Genomic DNA, 15,437 nt, shown 5'->3' with positions numbered 1-15,437 from the left:
TATGATAGCGAGGTGCTATCGGCGCTGAGCTCTAGATCACCCCGAGCGCGAGCATCGCGTCGGCGACACGGATGAACCCCGCGATGTTCGCGCCGACCACGTAGTCGCCGGGGGCGCCGTATTCGTCGGCGGTCGTGGCGGTGCGCTCGTGGATGCCGGCCATGATCTCGGAGAGCCGCTCTTCGGTGTGCTCGAAGCTCCACGAGTCGCGCGAGGCGTTCTGCTGCATCTCGAGCGCCGACGTGGCGACGCCGCCCGCGTTCGCGGCCTTGCCGGGCCCGAACAGCACACCGGCGTCCTTCAGCACGCGGATCGCACCGGGCGTCGTGGGCATGTTTGCGCCCTCGGCGAGCGCGATGAGCCCGCCGGCGACGAGCTTGGCGGCGTGCGCCTCGCTGATCTCGTTCTGCGTGGCGCACGGCAGGGCGACGTGGATCGGCTCGTCGCCGTCGATGTCCCAGACGGATGCCCCGGGCAGGAACTTCGCCCGTCGACCGCGCTCGTCGGCGTATACACTGATGCGCTCGCGGCGGCGTTCCTTGATGTCGCGGAGCAGGTCGAGGTCGATGCCGTCGGGGTCGTGGACGGCGCCGGCCGAGTCGGAGGCGCCGACGACGAGGCCGCCGAGGGCGTGCACCTTCTCGATCGCGTAGGTCGCGACGTTGCCCGAGCCCGACACGAGCACGCGGGCGCCGTCGAACGAACGCCCCTTCGTCGCGAGCATGTGCTCGGTGAAGAACACGGCGCCGTAGCCGGTGGCCTCGGTGCGCACGAGCGACCCGCCCCACGTGAGGCCCTTGCCGGTGAGCACGCCCGACTCGTACTGGTTCGTCATGCGCTTGTACTGCCCGAAGAGGTAACCGATCTCGCGGCCGCCGACCCCGATGTCGCCAGCCGGCACGTCGCGGTACTCGCCGACGTGACGCGAGAGCTCGGTCATGAACGACTGGCAGAACCGCATGACCTCGGCGTCGGACCGGCCCTTCGGGTCGAAGTCGCTGCCGCCCTTGCCGCCGCCGATGGGCATGCCGGTGAGGGCGTTCTTGAAGATCTGCTCGAAGCCGAGGAACTTGACGGTGCCGAGCGTGACGGTGGGGTGGAACCGCAGGCCGCCCTTGTACGGGCCGAGCGCCGAGTTGTACTGCACCCTGAAGCCGCGGTTGATCTGCACACGCCCTGCGTCGTCGACCCACGGCACCCTGAAGATGATCTGCCGCTCGGGCTCGCAGATGCGCTCGAGGATCGACGCCTGCACATACGCGGGGTGCTTCTCGAGCACGCGGTCGAGCGAGTCGAAGACCTCGTGCACGGCCTGGTGGAATTCGGCCTCACCGGGGTTGCGCGCCAGCACCTGGGCATAGACGTCTTCGATGGCAGAGCGATGTGAACTCACGCGCGGACCTTTCTGTCGAACGGGTTCGCCACGTGGTGCATGTTCGCGCGCGGCGCTTCCACCCTACCCAGCCTTCCCGAGCGGACCTCTCATGTGACGTTCGGTCAGCCTGCCGAACGGGCGAGCTCGGCACCCGCGCGCTCGAGCCACCGCACCGGCTCGGCCATGGCTGCGGCACCGTCGCCGGCGAGGTCGGTGAGCGAGACGGATGCCGCGAAGCGGTCGGTCTCGGCGGTGATCGCACCCGCGACGAGGGCGACCGGCGCCCCGGCTGCTGCGGCTCGGCGGGCGACCTCGGTGGGCGCCTTCCCGGCGGCGGACTGGCCGTCGAACCGGCCCTCGCCCGTCACCACGAGGTCGGCGCCGGCGAGCGTGTCGTCGAGGCCGATGGCGTCGGCGACCGCGCTCGCGCCGCCGGTCATCGTCGCGCCCCATGCGAGCAGCCCGAATCCCGTACCACCGGCGGCACCGGAGCCGGGGACCGATTCGTGCACGGGGACCAGTCTCGCGAGCCGGGCGAGGTTCGACTCGAGCACGTCGATCAGGTCTGGCGATGCGCCCTTCTGCGGGCCGAACACCGCAGCCGCACCCGACTCGCCGAGCAGCGGACTGGTGACGTCCGAGAGGATCTGCGCGCCGCCGGCGGGCACCATCCTGAGGCCGCTGAGGTCGGCTTGCGAGAGTACGCCGAGGCCTCGATTGCCGAGCGGGATCGGGCGCGATGCCGCATCGAGGAATCGCGCACCGAGCGCGGTGAGTGCTCCGACGCCCCCGTCAGTCGACGAGCTGCCGCCGATCGCGAGCAGCAGGCCCTCGACGCCGGCATCGAGGGCCGCGGCGATCGCCTGACCGAACCCGAGGGTGTGCGCGTCGAGCGGGCGCAGCGTGTCGAGCAGCGTGATGCCGCTCGTCATCGCGAGCTCGACGACCGCGGTGTCGCCCTCGCCACCTGTGCCGGGAAGCCGGAGCCACGAAGTGTCGACCGGCCTATCGTCTGGGCCCAGCACTGTGATGGGGATCCGCGCCGCGCCGTCGACGGCCGCAGCGAATGCGTCGAGAGTTCCCTCGCCTCCGTCGGCCATCGGCCGCAGCACGAGTTCGTCGTCGGGGGCGACTCGCGCCCAGCCCCGCGCGATCGCGGCCGCGGCGTCGGCGGCCGACACCGTGCCCTTGAACGAGTCGGGTGCGATGACGATGCGCGGCATGCTCCGCATGGTATCCGCGGTCACGACGTCGCCGCGACAGGCGGCCTCGGCATGCACGGGTAGGCCTGCGATGACCGGGGAGATGCCTGCCGCGCCCAGCACGTGGTCGACCACGGTCTGCATACCTGCCTCGTCACGGATCGTCCCGAGGTAACGCGCGACTCCTGCACCGCTCGTGCGCACCCTGAGGGCCGGATGCCCCGAGTTGCTGTGCCAGCGCACCGCCGACCGCGCCGGGCTGACGGTGCTCGCCGGCCCGGTCGAGGCGACCGCGATCGGCAACGTGCTCGTGCAGGCGCGCGCGCAGGGGTTCGCGGGCCGCGATCTCGAGTCGCTGCGCTCGCTCGTCGCCGCCGCGTTCATGCCGGTTCGCTACGAACCACGCGCGAACTGACGAACTGACGAGCTCACGAGTGCGCGAGCAGCTGCAGCGCGATCACGATGCCGCCCAGGAGCACGAGCGCGGCCAGTGCCAGCAACCGCTGCCCCCAGCTCAGCGCGGTGCGACGCACCGCCGCCCATGCGATGAGGCCGAGTGTCGCGAGGTACACCCAAGTCGACGCGGCGAGCGCGGTCTCGACGCTGATCCAACCGGGCCACGAGCACAGGAGCAGCACGACCGGCACCCCGACCGAGGCGAGTGCTCCGCCCGCGATGCGGAGCATGCGACCGATCTCCTCCCGGTCGGGGAATGAGGCGTGTGCCGCGAGGTGGGCGATGACCTCGGCCGCGAATCCGGCAACCGTGATGCCGAGCACGCCGATGAACAGCGAGTACGTCGCGTCTTGGGGTGTCGGAGCGTGCGCGCGCAGCACGAGCACGATCGCAAGTCCGGTGAACGTCGCGTAGACGCGCTCCTTGAGCGCCTGCGCCAGCACGGCCGGTGTCTGGTGTGCACGCCACTCACGGCGGCTCTCGCGACCGCGCCGCGACGGTTCGGGCTGCTCGCCGGCACCTGCTTCGGCGCCGTCTTCGATTGCCATGCGCGCAAAGTTAGCAGGGCGGATGCCGCTCAGACGGGTATCGGCGCGGCCATCGGTTCACGGGCGCCCACCCCGACGTGGCCGAGCGCATCATCCGCGCACAGGTCGAGCAGCTTCCGTAGCGCGCCGGCGCCCAGCACGTGCAGCGGCCGGGCGGTGATCCCCGCCCGGCCGCTCGCCATTCGTGCTACGGCGCGACCGCCGGGACGGCGTTGTCGATCAGTTCGCCGGCCATCTCGACGAACCACTGGCCGGCGGGCGGGTCGGCCATGTCGCGAGCCGGGTCCTCGGGACCGCCCGTTCCGCGGAAGCACTCGCCATCCGACTCTCCGGGCACCTTCACCCAGAGGTAGGCATCGATGAACTCGTCGCCGGTGTCGGTGGTGGGACGCAGGCCGAGCCCCCGATCGAGCGGGTTGCACCACACCTGCGGATCGGGGTAGACCTCGGTGGGCGTCCACGGGCCGACGCCGTTGCGGCTGGTGTCGACCACGAAGTGCGCCTGCGTCGACGCGTCGCGCACGAGACCTGTGTCGGCGTAGGCCTGGTCGTACGCGGCATCCGTCAGCGTCCAGGTCGAGAAGTCACCCGGGCTCGCGGGGTAGTACTGGCTCGCGCACCAGCCGGGTTCCCACCAGGAGTTCTGGCTGAGGTTGATGCAGTCCGAGATCCAGGTGCCGAACTTCTGCTGTCGCTCGGTCGTCTCGTAGTTCGAGACGTTGAGGAAGAACCCGTCGGCTCGCTCGACGCCAGCCTTGATGAGGCGATCGGTGATGTCGCCCACGCCGAGCCACGCGGAGTGCGTGCCGTCGAGGTAGACCGCGGTGTTCGGCAACGCGGCGAGGGCGTCGACCGCGTGGTTCAGCATGGCGAACCGCTCGGATGCCGCGGTCGCCGCATCGGCCTCGGCGGGCTGGCACCACTCGAGCTGGCCGTTGATCGTCGTGTACCACGGGATGATGCCGAGACCGTCGGGCTCGAGGATGACCACTGCCTCCTTGTTGCCGATGCCCTTGGCGAATCCGTCGATCCACGCGGTGTACTCGGCGGCAGTCGTGGCACCACCCGCCGAGTACTGGGCGCAGTCGCGGAACGGCAGGTTGTACGCGACGAGCACCGGCACCTCGTCGGTGGCATGCGCCGGCGAGACGACGCGCTTCACGTCGCGCTTGGCTTCGTCGGGGGTGCCGCCGTTGATCCAGGTGGCACTCGGGAACGAGCCGAGCAGCAAGGCGTCGGCACTGGCGTCGCCTTCGAGCGCGGCAGCGGCCTCGAGCGTCGTGCTCGAGGGGTTGACCCAGAGGTCGGCGTCGGGGTGGAGCACGGAGTCCTGTGCGGCGGCCGGCGCGGCAACGAGGCCGACCAGTGCTGCGACGGTGGCGGTGCCGAGCGCAAGGCGCCCGGCAAGGGATGGAAGCTGCATCGATTCCTCCTGAATCGTCGTCGATTCCGGTCCAGCTGCGAATGCGTGAGAGCGCTCTCACAGGACCGTCGGCAACAAGGATGCGCCTCGGCGGGCGAGCGTGTCAAGCATTGAGATACGCCTGACGCCCCCCTCGCGTCATCCGCTGACACACCTGACTGCATGCCTGGGCCGTCGCCCGAGGCATCCGCTCTGCGAGGATCGAGGAATGACCGACCCGCTCATCGTCACCCTTCCCGGCGCCGCCCTGCGCGATGCGCTGCTCGCGACCGGGCCGCTGCCCGACAACGTCGACCTCGTCGAATGGAAGCTCGACGGCCCGCCCCCGACCGAGCCCGGGCAGCGCCTCGACATCGTCGTTCCGCCCTACATGGGCGCGACCGACCGCCTCGGCGTGCTCGCCGGGGTGACGGTGCGGCTCGTGCAGTCGCAGTCGATCGGCTACGACGACGTGCCCGCCACACTGCCGGCCGGGCACGTCTACGCGAACGCCGCGAGCGTGCACGAGACCTCGACCGCCGAGCTCGCGCTGGCGCTGCTGCTCGCCGCACAGCGCGGCATCCCCGACTTCGTGCGAGCGGCGGGCGAAGGCCGCTGGGCGCCCGCCCGCCACGCGAGCCTCGCCGACCGTCGCGTGCTGCTGCTCGGCTACGGCGGCGTCGGCCGCGCGATCGAGGCCCGGCTCGCCCCGTTCGAGGTCGACCTGGTGCGCGTCGCCACGCGAGCGCGCGATGACGAAACCGGCCGAATCCACGGCATCGACGAGCTCGACGACCTGCTGCCCACCGCCGAGATCGTCATCGTCGGCGTACCGCTCACCGCCGCGACGACGGGCCTCGTCGACGACCGCTTCCTCTCGGCGCTGCCCGACGGCGCGCTCGTCGTGAACATCGCGCGCGGCAAGGTGGCCGACACGACGGCGGTGCTCGACCATGCGGCGCGCGGCCGGCTCCGGTACGCGACCGACGTCACCGACCCCGAACCGTTGCCCACGGGGCATCCGCTCTTCGCCCTGCCCAACGTGCTCATCTCACCGCACGTCGGCGGCGCGTCGACGGCGATGATGCCGCGGATGGCGCGCCTGCTCCGCGACCAGATCGAGCGGATGTCGCGCGGCGAGGAACCCCGAAACGTGGTGCTCCGCACCTGACCCGGGCTCGACAGGTTTCGACAGGCTCAACCAGCAGAGACGAGAACTCGCCCAATGACGCACTTCGACCACGCCTTCGACTGGGTCCGCCGCAATGTCGGCGACGGACTCCTGCCCACCGCCGTGCTCGGCATCGCGAACGCCGACGGCGTCATCGCGCTCGACGCGTTCGGCGGATCTGCCGGCGCGCCCGTGACCGTCGACGACCACTACCCGCTGTTCTCGATTACGAAACCGATCGTCGGGCTCGCAGCACTGCGCCTCATCGAGCAGGGTCGCCTGACGCCTGAGACCCCGCTGAACACGGCGATACCCGACTTCGGCACCGGCCGCGACGATGTGGTGCGGCTGCGCCACCTCGTGAGTCACACGTCGGGCATCGTCGAGCCGCCGATGGATGCTGCCGGTCTCCGCGAGTTGTTGCTCGCTCCCGGGCGCGACTTCGCCGCCGGCACGGTCTCGCGCTACTCGACGATCGCCTTCGAGGGCATCGCGGCGCTCATCGAGCAGGCGAGCGGCGCACGTTGGCAGCGTGCCGTCGCCGAGGTGGGCGAGCGAGCGGATGCCCCGGGCTTCACGTTCGACGCATCCGCGAGCCCGCACAGGCCGGTCGACGCGGCCGCGCAGGGGGTCGACTACGCGCGATTCGCCGCACTCGAGCACCCGGGCGCCGGCCTGCTCGCGACGGCGACAGACCTGCTCGCTGTGGGGAGGGCGCTGCTCGCGAACGACGGCCGGCTCGTGGCATCCGTCACCCGCGACGCGATGCTTCGCCCGCTCACCTCCGGACTGCCCAGACTCGAGCCGTACACGCTCGATCGCGGCCAGGACTGGGCCTTCACGTGGAACGTGCGCAATCGAGCACCCGGGCTGCTCGCGACCGACACGTTCGGGCACGGCGGCTGGGCGGGCACCGAGTTCTGGGTGACGCCGTCGCTGGGCGTCTGCTTCGTGCTGTTCACGAATATCGGCGGCGGGTTCCGCCGCCTCGGCGTGGACGCCGACCAGTTGCACAACGCCGTCGCCGCAGCGGCCTGAGCGGCGCCTCACCTTCAGCCCGCGGTCCCCCGCGGCCCGCCGTCTCCCGCGGTCCCCTCGTCCCGAAAACAGGAAGACACGCCGTGCCGTCCCCCGAAACAGGAAGCGAGCGCGGCGCGGCGCACGGAAGTTCCTGTTCTCACGACTGCCCAGGGCGGCCGGCCGCCCGCGTGGGCATAGGGTCGAGGCATGGCCAGTTCGGCAGAACCCCGCGTCGCCCTGTACTTCGACTTCGACAACATCGTCATCTCGCGCTACGACCAGTTGCACGGCGACAGTTCGTACCGCAAGGACCTGTCGCGCAGCAAGGTGCCGGCCGCAGGCACGAAGACCGCCGAGCGACTTGCGGAGGCCACGGTCGACATCGACGCAGTGCTCGACTTCGCCGCGACGTTCGGCACCATCGCGATCGCGCGGGCCTACGCCGACTGGTCGACCCCGGTCAATGCGAGCTACCGCGGTCAGCTCATCGACCGCGCCGTCGACCTCGTGCAGCTCTTCCCCCTTTCGGCGACCAAGAACGGGGCCGACATCCGACTGTCCGTCGACGCGGTCGAAGACATGTTCCGCATCGACGACCTCTCGCACCTCGTGATCGTGGCCGGCGACTCCGACTACGTCGCGCTCGCGCAGAAGGCCCGGCGCCTCGGCCGCTACGTCGTCGGCATCGGCGTCGCAGGCGGAACGAGCCGGGCACTCACCGCGGCCTGCGACGAGTACGCCGACTACGACGCACTGCTCTCGACCGATGCCAGGGTCGAGGACGACGAGGCCGCGAGCGAGTCCGCCCCGGCACCGGCACCCGAGGCGGCGAAGGGTCGCCGGGGCGCACGCGGCGCGAAGTCGAAGGCTGCGGATGTCGCAGCCGAGGCTGCGGCCGAGAGCACCGCCGAGTCGACCGAGCCGGACACCGAACCCGGCAAAGCGGCGAAGCGCTCGGCCCCGCCCCTCGTGAACTTCTCGGACGGCACGGATGTCGCGCCCGCCACGGGCACCCGCAACCCGAGCCGGCTGCTGCTCAAGGCGCTCGAGCTGCTTCGCGCCAAGAACGACGAGGAGTGGCAACCGAGCGGAGCGGTGAAGAACCAGATGCAGCGCATGGACCCGTCGTTCCAAGAGCGCCGTCTGGGGTTCGGCTCGTTCACCGAGTTCGTGAAGTCGCGTGGCGGCGTCGTCGAGCTCGACGAGTCGGGCATGAACCGCATGCGCATCCGCCCGAGCAAGGACTGACGCGCACGGCGAGGCGGTCCGCGAGGCGGTCGCCGCTCAGGAGAATGGGCGCCATCCCCTTTTGCCAGCCGACATGCGTCCACTTTTCCTGAGTTGCGGAAGCGGGTGCGCGTGCGGCGCCTGCCGCCATGTGGTCTGACCACATCTGCTAGTGTGGTCAGACCACACATGGGCAGCGAGAGGCGGCAGCGGCATGGCAGCCGAGACATCCGACGCCCCGCGCGCCTGGAGAACCGTGCTCGACCACGTCGAGACGCAACTCCTGACCGGCGCGCTGCACCCCGGCGACCGGCTGCCCGGCGAGCGCGCGCTGTCAACCGAACTCGGCGTCGGCCGCTCGAGTGTGCGCGAGGCGCTGCGAGTGCTCGAAGTGCTCGGCCTCATCCGCACGCAAGCCGGGTCGGGCCCGAGTGCCGGTGCGATCATCATCGCGACTCCCAGCGGCGGCATGAGCGCCCTCATGCGACTGCAGGTCGCGGCGAGCGGCTTCCCTGTCGCCGACATCGTGCGTACTCGCCTCATCCTCGAGACGTCAGTCGCCGCCGACCTCGCCGACGCGACGCCGCAGCCCGACCTCACCCCCGCCACCGCACTGCTCGACGCGATGGACTCCCCCGACCTCACCCCGGCAGAGTTCCTCGCCCTCGACGCCGCCTTCCACCTGGCCCTCGCCGAGGCATCCGGAAACCAGGTCATCGCCGCGACGATGGCCGGCCTTCGCAGCGGCATCGAGGGCTACGCACGTGCGGGCCTCGATCGCCTCGACGACTGGCACGAGACATCCGCTCGCCTGCGTCGCGAGCATCGCGGCATCGTCGACGCGATTCGCCGAGCGGATGTCGCAACCGCGCGAACCCGCGTGCACGACCACATCTCGGGCTATTACGCCGAGACCTTCATCGACCCAGCCCAAACACGCGCATGAAAGAGAGCAACGCACCATGGTGAAGCGCCAGTTCCCGAACCCCCGCGACCTCGCGCAGCTCATGAGGTTCAAGACGCCAACCCTCAACGCGACCGATCGACGCCTCGAGAAGGCGCTCACGATCGCCGATCTGCGGGCCATCGCCAAGCGTCGCACGCCGAAGGCGCCGTTCGACTACACCGACGGTGCGGCCGAGGGCGAGCTGTCGCTCACGCGGGCGCGTGAGGCGTTCCACGACATCGAGTTCCACCCGTCGATCCTGCGCAACGTGCCCGTCGTCGACACGACCCGCGAGGTGCTGGGCGCCACGAGCGCCCTGCCGTTCGGCATCGCACCCACGGGATTCACTCGCATGATGCAGACCGAGGGCGAGATCGCGGGCGCCGGCGCCGCGGGGGCAGCCGGTATTCCGTTCACGCTCTCGACGCTCGGCACGACCTCCATCGAGGATGTGCAGGCGGCGAACCCGGGCGGCCGCAACTGGTTCCAGTTATACGTCATGCGCGACCGCGAGGTCTCGTACGAACTCGTGCGCCGCGCTGCGGCAGCCGGCTTCGACACGCTCTTCTTCACGGTCGACACACCCGTCGCGGGCGCGCGCCTGCGCGACACCCGCAACGGTTTCTCGATCCCGCCGCAGCTGACGCCCGGCACGGTCATGAACGCGATCCCCCGCCCGGCGTGGTGGATCAACTTCCTTACGACTCCGGCGCTCGAGTTCGCGTCGCTCACATCGACCGGCGGCACGGTCGGCGAGCTCATCGACGGCATGTTCGACCCGACCATCGGGTGGGACGACCTCGACGTCATCCGTGAGATGTGGCCGGGCAAGATCGTGGTCAAGGGCGTGCAGACCGTCGCCGATGCGGCACTGCTCGCCGACCGCGGCGTCGACGGCATCGTGCTCTCGAACCATGGCGGGCGTCAGCTCGACCGCGCGCCGATCCCGTTCCACCTGCTGCCGCGCGTTGTGCGCGAGGTCGGCGCCGACCTCGAGGTGCACCTCGACACCGGCATCATGAACGGCGCCGACATCGTCGCGTCGGTCGCGCTCGGCGCCCGGTTCACGCTCATCGGACGCGCATATCTCTACGGGCTCATGGCCGGTGGCCGGCGCGGGGTCGATCGCACGATCGAGATCCTTCGCGGTGAGATCGAGCGCACGATGAAGCTGCTCGAGGTCGCGACGCTCGACGAGCTCGGCCCGCAGCACGTCACGCAGCTGTCGCGGCTGGCGCCGATCGCGCATTCAGTTGCGGATGCCGCGGAGCAGGCGACCTCGTCGAAGCCGAAGACCGTTCGTGCCCCTCGCTCGGCCTCGCTGGCGTCGAAGCCGGCCTCATCGAAGAGCGCGGCCTCGAAGCCTGCCGCGCGGAGTTCCGTCACGAAGTAGGTCGCCGCGGCGAGCGGCGAGGCAGCCCGAGGTAGCGTGGCACGCGCCGGCGATACTGTGCGAACTCGTCGGGGAACCCCCGCTCGAGCACGTGTTCCTCGTGGAGCACGCCCAGGTGTTCCACGAGCGTCGCCGCGGGCATCGTCGCGGCCACCCACGCGGAGCCGACCAGCAGGCCGGCGCCGAGGTGGATGAACCACCATCCGACGTACATCGGGTGCCGACTCAGCGCGTACGGGCCCGTCGTCACGAGCGACTCCGGCTGCTCGAGCTCGAACCGGCCCGAGGTGCGGCGGCGGCGCTCGAGGAGCGCCCACGCATTGAGCGCGCACCCCGCCGCGATCGCGGCGGCACCCGTTGCGCGCTGGAGGGCTCGTGAGCCCCGGAGCGGTGCCGGACGAACCCGGCCCAGCCCGACGGCTGTCGCGACCCCGAGGATCTGCCCTGCGGGGAGCGGCAGGTTCTCGTACAACCCGGCGAGCTTCTCGTACACCCCGATCAACCCGGTCATGAGTCTCCCGTTCCCTGGCGATCGCCCGATCCTGATGCCGCCGGCGTGATGCCGCCGGCCGAGACGACGTGGCGCGGGCTGCGACGCTAGCGGCTGAGCGAGCTCGCGACGGGCGCGCCGACCGTGGCGGCGACATCCGCTGCCGCGCGCTCGGCCTTCACGAAGCGCTCCGTGTCCGACACGGCCGCCGTGAACAGGGCGACGAGTCGATCGTCGGCATCGCCGACGCACGCCTGCGAGATCCCCTGGACGGCACCGGTCACGACCTCCCGACACTGCCGCACGCTCATTCCGGCGCGGCGCACCGGACCGACCTTCTCGATGAATCGGGTGGCCCATGCGTTCGCGGCCGGGGCCGCGCGAAGAGCGGCACGGGCCGACTCGCTCGCCTCTGCGGCGAGCACGCCACGGTGTTCCGAGAGGACGACGACGGCGACATGCAGCGCGACGGCCTGTGAGCGCTGGCGCTCTTCTGCGGCGACGGGCAATGCGTCGTGCGCGGCCCGCACGGCGAGCAGCACGTCGAGCAGTGGGTCGTCGCTCGTCAGGCCGATGACCCTCGGGATGAGCGGTGTGAGCCGGGCGCGGCCGGCATCGCTCGTGCGGTCGTTCACCATGCGGGCGAGCAGTGCGAGGGTGCCCTGCGTGCACGCGGGATGATCGCTCCAGCGCTCGCCCGCGAGGTACGACGCGAACTCCATGAAGCATGCGCCGCGCCGTGGCGAGCGATGTCGGCCCGGTGACAGGATCGGCATGACATCGGGGTGAACGATTGTGTCGCGCATGGGGACCTCCCTCGCTCATCCCACTCTGCGCTCGCCGCAGCCGGGATTCAAGAGCGGGCTGCCGATTTGTCACCGAGTCGAATCCCCGTCCTCAGCGACGGCGCACGTACTCGCCGAAGGTGACCCCTGACTCGAACGCGGTCGACTCTCGGCCGACGTCGACTTCAACCGATCGGCCGGCCTACCGGGCGGCGCGCGAGAGATCGCGCTCTTCCACTACGCGATCGACGGGCTCATGCTCGACCGGCTGACCACCCCGATCGATCCCGGCACGACGACCGACGAGGTCATCGACGCGCTCGTCGCGGGACTCCTGCCCGACGCCTGACCCGCCACTCGCCCGAGTCGCATCCGCCCGGGGCGTCGCCGAGGCGAGTGCGCGGATCACACGCGGACCCCGCCCTCCGCAGGCACGACCGCCACGACCTTCGGGCGGGGCATCCGCTTCGCGAGGTATCGGGTGTCGCGCACGAGCCCGGGAAGCGTCGCCGAGAACAGTGCGTAGAGGAACTCGAGGCCGAGGAAGTACAGCCCGGGTACGGACTCCACCACGCCCCGGTGATGCAGCGGCTCGCCGTCGTCGCCGAAGGCCGGCAGGTCGATCCATGCGAAGTCGTTCCGGTAGCCCGTGCACCAGATCACGCTCGACACCTCGCACGCCGTGCCGTCGGCGAAGGCCGGGCGGCCGTCGTGCACGCCGGTGACCCGGGGCACGACTCGCACGCCCGCTGCGACGAGGTCCGAGACCTTGGTGCGGATGAGCGGCGCGGCAGCCATCTTCGCGGCCGACCTGCGACCGAGCGGGTTCGCCAGGGTCAGCACGTGGAGGCCCACGAAGCGGATCACCGGGTAGAAGAAGCGTGCATTCGCGCGGTTCGGGCGCACCGGGGGCTGGGCGCTCGGCGTACCCGCGATCAGGGTCTCGTGCGACGCGGCGACCTCGCGGGCGATCTCGGCGCCGGAATTGCCGACCCCGACGACGAGCACCGGGCCCGCAGGCAGCTGAGCCGGGTTGCGGTAGTCGCTCGAATGCAGTTGCACGATGGCGTCGCCGAGCCGATCGGCGATGTCGGGCACCTTGGGCGCCTGGCACCCGCCCGTGGCGACGACGACGTTGTGCGATTCCCAACGGTTGCTGCCGGCCGAGGTCATGAAGTGATCGCCTTCGCGCCGCACGCCGTCCACGCGCATGCCGCTGCGCACCGGGAGGCCCTGCGCCGCGGCGTAGTCCTCGAGGAACGCAGCGACCTCGTCTTTGGTGGGGAAGGCGAGCGGGTCACCGGGGAACGGCGTACCCGGCAGCCCGTCGTAGCGGGCCGGCGTGTTCAGCAGCAGCGAGTCCCAGCGCTGCCGCCAGGCGTCGCCCACCCGTTGCGCCGCGTCGAGGATGACGAAGTCGCGCCCCTGGCGCGCCAGTTCGGTGCCGATGGCGAGGCCCGCCTGGCCGCCGCCGATGACGACGGTGTCGACGAACTCGGTGTGGTCGGTGATCATTTCGGGGCCTCCGTCACGCGATGGTGTGGGTGATACCGACGACGGTATGGGCAACGATCGACGCCCACATCGGACGAATTCCCCATCCTGCGCGCGGAATGCGGGGCGGACTCCGACACTGATGCCGTGTGGCATCAGTGTCGGAGTCGCACAGTGCGGTCCTCGGGAACGCGCAGCCAAGCCCTACACGAGCGCGTGCTCGTACGCGTACGCCGTCAGCGCCGCACGCGAGGTGAGCGCGAGCTTGACGAACACGTTGCTGAGGTGGTGGGCGACGGTCTTCTCGCTGAGGTAGAGCTCGTTCGCGATGGCCCGATTCGTCTTCCCCGCGGCGACCAGCCGCACCACCTCGACCTCGCGCGCGGTCAGCGGCCCGAAGGCGGCGTTCGAGATCGAGCGCGCGAGCGCATCCAGCCGGGCGAGATCTGTCGCCGCACCGAGTTCGGCGAACGCCGTGCGCGCAGCGTCGAATTCCATCGATGCGGATGCCTCGTCGCCGAGTGTGCGGCACGCCCGTGCCGCGAGTACCCGGCACCGGGCGGCCTCGTACGGTATGTCGAGCTCGTGCCACGTCGTCCATGCCCGTCGCAGTCGGTCGAGCGCGTCGCGCGCCGAACCCTCTTCGAGCAGCACCGCCCCCTCGGCACCATCGACGACCGCCCGCAGCATGGGTTTCGGGGCGCTCGGCGTCATGGCGATCAGTTCGTCGACCAACTCGCGCGCCGCCCGGGTGTCGTGCATGGCGAGCTCGACCTCGATCAGGGCGGGCGCCAATCGCTGCCGATCGACCACGGCGGCGCTCGCCATGGCCTCGCGGAGCAGCGACTGCGCCGACCGCGACCTGCCCTGCGCCAACCGGAGCAGTGCGAGTCCCGGCTCGGGCGGGTACCCCGTCTCACTCGCATGACGGTACGATTCCTCGGCGCCGTCGAACTCACCACGCAGTCGCTGGATCTCGCCCTGCTCGTACCAGGCTCCATAGAACGCGTCGCGGTTGCCACGGCGCGCACGCGCCAGTGCCGCGGTCGCCGCCTCGAATGCCTCCTGCCAGGCACCGTGCAGGCGATAGAGCGCTGCGCGCTGCGCGTGGCACTGTCCACTGAACGCGACCATGTCGGGGTGGGCGCTGCACCAGTGGTCGAAGGCGAGCGTCCATTCGCGCGCCCGGCTGAAGTCGAAGGCGACCTGGCAGAGTCCGATGACCTCGCAATAGGCGATTCCCGACGGCACGGGTGAGAGTTCGCCGGCCGTGACCGCGACCATCACCTCGTCGAAGAGCGCGAACCCGGCCTCGGACTCACCGCGGGTGATCTCGATCTCGCCGAGCCCCATTCGTGCGAGGGCGACCGCGTCACGATCGTCGAAGCGCTCGCCGAGCGCGAGCGCCTGCGAGAACGTCTCGCCGGCACGCGTCGGATCACCCCCGTACAGCGCACCCATGGCCTCGGGGATGAGCAGCAGTCCGCCGACCGACTCGGCATCGCCGCCTGACCCGACGATGCGCTGAGCGCGCGCGATCCACCCGCCCGCACGCGCGACCTCGCCCTCGTCGAGCAGGTGCATGCCGATCCACACGGCCGTCCGTGCGGCTCCAGCCCCGTCGCCCGCACGCAGGAACGCCTCATGCGCCCGAGTCGCCGTGTCGATTCCCGATGGATCGCCGACGAGGATCGCCGCGGTCGCGAGCCTCGAGATCAGGTCGGCGGGCAACTCCGTCTCGGCATCGGCATCGGCTTCGGTCAGCGCGTCGAACGCCTCGCGCCACCGCTGCTGGGCGTAGGCCTCGAGTCCACGTTCGACTACGTCAGGTGACGTCATGGCGTCTCCGCGGCGGGCGCACCCATGCTCGGCAGCGCGCCGTGCATCCGCCACTCACGGTCACGGTACCGCCGGGTGTTCGGCACGGC

The 15,437-nt window shown here is 70.7% G+C and carries 13 protein-coding genes and 2 pseudogenes; 7 read left to right on the top strand and 8 right to left on the bottom strand.

The features are described from left to right. Positions 1-31: 31 nt before the first annotated feature. Both gdhA and ABD164_RS07865 read right to left on the bottom strand, forming a co-directional pair. Positions 32-1,393 carry an NADP-specific glutamate dehydrogenase gene (gdhA, locus tag ABD164_RS07870; protein ID WP_344295194.1) on the bottom strand — a complete coding sequence of 454 codons (1,362 nt, stop codon included), beginning with the start codon at positions 1,391-1,393 and terminating at the stop codon, positions 32-34. 104 nt (positions 1,394-1,497) lie between these two features. Next, complete coding sequence (locus ABD164_RS07865) at positions 1,498-2,598, bottom strand: glycerate kinase (protein ID WP_344295479.1); 1,101 nt, start codon at positions 2,596-2,598, stop codon at positions 1,498-1,500. A gap of 205 nt (positions 2,599-2,803) precedes the next feature. Here ABD164_RS07865 and ABD164_RS07860 point away from each other — a divergent pair. Beyond that, positions 2,804-2,992: pseudogene (locus tag ABD164_RS07860) on the top strand (rhamnulokinase); the annotation flags it as partial. 13 nt (positions 2,993-3,005) lie between these two features. On the opposite strand, the gene ABD164_RS07855 reads toward ABD164_RS07860, so the two are convergent. Together ABD164_RS07855 and ABD164_RS07850 are read right to left on the bottom strand one after the other, a co-directional pair. Beyond that, positions 3,006-3,581, bottom strand: a complete 576-nt coding sequence (locus ABD164_RS07855; RefSeq protein WP_344295192.1) for a hypothetical protein — start codon at positions 3,579-3,581, stop codon at positions 3,006-3,008. A gap of 187 nt (positions 3,582-3,768) precedes the next feature. Then, positions 3,769-5,004: a glycoside hydrolase family 6 protein gene (locus ABD164_RS07850; protein WP_344295191.1), complete on the bottom strand. Its 1,236-nt coding sequence runs from the start codon at positions 5,002-5,004 to the stop codon at positions 3,769-3,771. A 208-nt stretch (positions 5,005-5,212) separates the two neighbouring features. Between ABD164_RS07850 and ABD164_RS07845 the strand changes: the two genes are divergently transcribed. From ABD164_RS07845 to ABD164_RS07825, 5 genes are all read left to right on the top strand, one after another. Beyond that, a complete protein-coding gene (locus ABD164_RS07845; protein ID WP_344295189.1) occupies positions 5,213-6,154 on the top strand; it encodes a 2-hydroxyacid dehydrogenase in 942 nt (313 codons plus the stop codon). Between the two features lie 54 nt (positions 6,155-6,208). Then, positions 6,209-7,192, top strand: a complete 984-nt coding sequence (locus ABD164_RS07840; protein WP_344295187.1) for a serine hydrolase domain-containing protein — start codon at positions 6,209-6,211, stop codon at positions 7,190-7,192. Positions 7,193-7,381: 189 nt separating this feature from the next. Beyond that, positions 7,382-8,422: an NYN domain-containing protein gene (locus tag ABD164_RS07835; RefSeq protein WP_344295185.1), complete on the top strand. Its 1,041-nt coding sequence runs from the start codon at positions 7,382-7,384 to the stop codon at positions 8,420-8,422. Positions 8,423-8,615: 193 nt separating this feature from the next. Then, entirely contained in the window at positions 8,616-9,347 is a 732-nt protein-coding gene (locus tag ABD164_RS07830; protein WP_344295183.1) for a FadR/GntR family transcriptional regulator, read from the top strand. Positions 9,348-9,363: 16 nt separating this feature from the next. Continuing rightward, complete coding sequence (locus tag ABD164_RS07825) at positions 9,364-10,740, top strand: alpha-hydroxy acid oxidase (RefSeq protein ID WP_344295182.1); 1,377 nt, start codon at positions 9,364-9,366, stop codon at positions 10,738-10,740. On the opposite strand, the gene ABD164_RS07820 is transcribed toward ABD164_RS07825, so the two are convergent. Beyond that, positions 10,730-11,251 (bottom strand): methyltransferase family protein, encoded by a 522-nt coding sequence (locus ABD164_RS07820; RefSeq protein WP_344295180.1) that lies wholly within the window; start codon positions 11,249-11,251, stop codon positions 10,730-10,732. The two genes, ABD164_RS07825 and ABD164_RS07820, sit on opposite strands and share 11 nt — an antisense overlap. Positions 11,252-11,337: 86 nt before the next feature. Beyond that, the gene (locus tag ABD164_RS07815) at positions 11,338-12,036 is read right to left on the bottom strand and encodes a hypothetical protein (RefSeq protein ID WP_344295178.1); all 699 of its coding nucleotides are present in this window, start codon (positions 12,034-12,036) and stop codon (positions 11,338-11,340) included. 151 nt (positions 12,037-12,187) lie between these two features. Here ABD164_RS07815 and ABD164_RS07810 point away from each other — a divergent pair. Beyond that, a pseudogene (locus ABD164_RS07810) lies at positions 12,188-12,364 on the top strand (TetR/AcrR family transcriptional regulator); the annotation flags it as partial. A 56-nt stretch (positions 12,365-12,420) separates the two neighbouring features. On the opposite strand, the gene ABD164_RS07805 reads toward ABD164_RS07810, so the two are convergent. Next, positions 12,421-13,530 carry a flavin-containing monooxygenase gene (locus ABD164_RS07805; protein WP_344295176.1) on the bottom strand — a complete coding sequence of 370 codons (1,110 nt, stop codon included), beginning with the start codon at positions 13,528-13,530 and terminating at the stop codon, positions 12,421-12,423. Between the two features lie 183 nt (positions 13,531-13,713). Next, positions 13,714-15,348, bottom strand: coding sequence for a LuxR C-terminal-related transcriptional regulator (locus ABD164_RS07800; protein ID WP_344295174.1), 1,635 nt, complete (start codon positions 15,346-15,348; stop codon positions 13,714-13,716). Between the last annotated feature and the right edge of the window lie 89 nt (positions 15,349-15,437).

The sequence above is a fragment of the Agromyces neolithicus genome (genome assembly GCF_039529735.1).
In the GTDB taxonomy this organism is placed as follows: domain Bacteria; phylum Actinomycetota; class Actinomycetes; order Actinomycetales; family Microbacteriaceae; genus Agromyces; species Agromyces neolithicus.
This window is presented reverse-complemented; position numbering and strand designations above follow the sequence as displayed.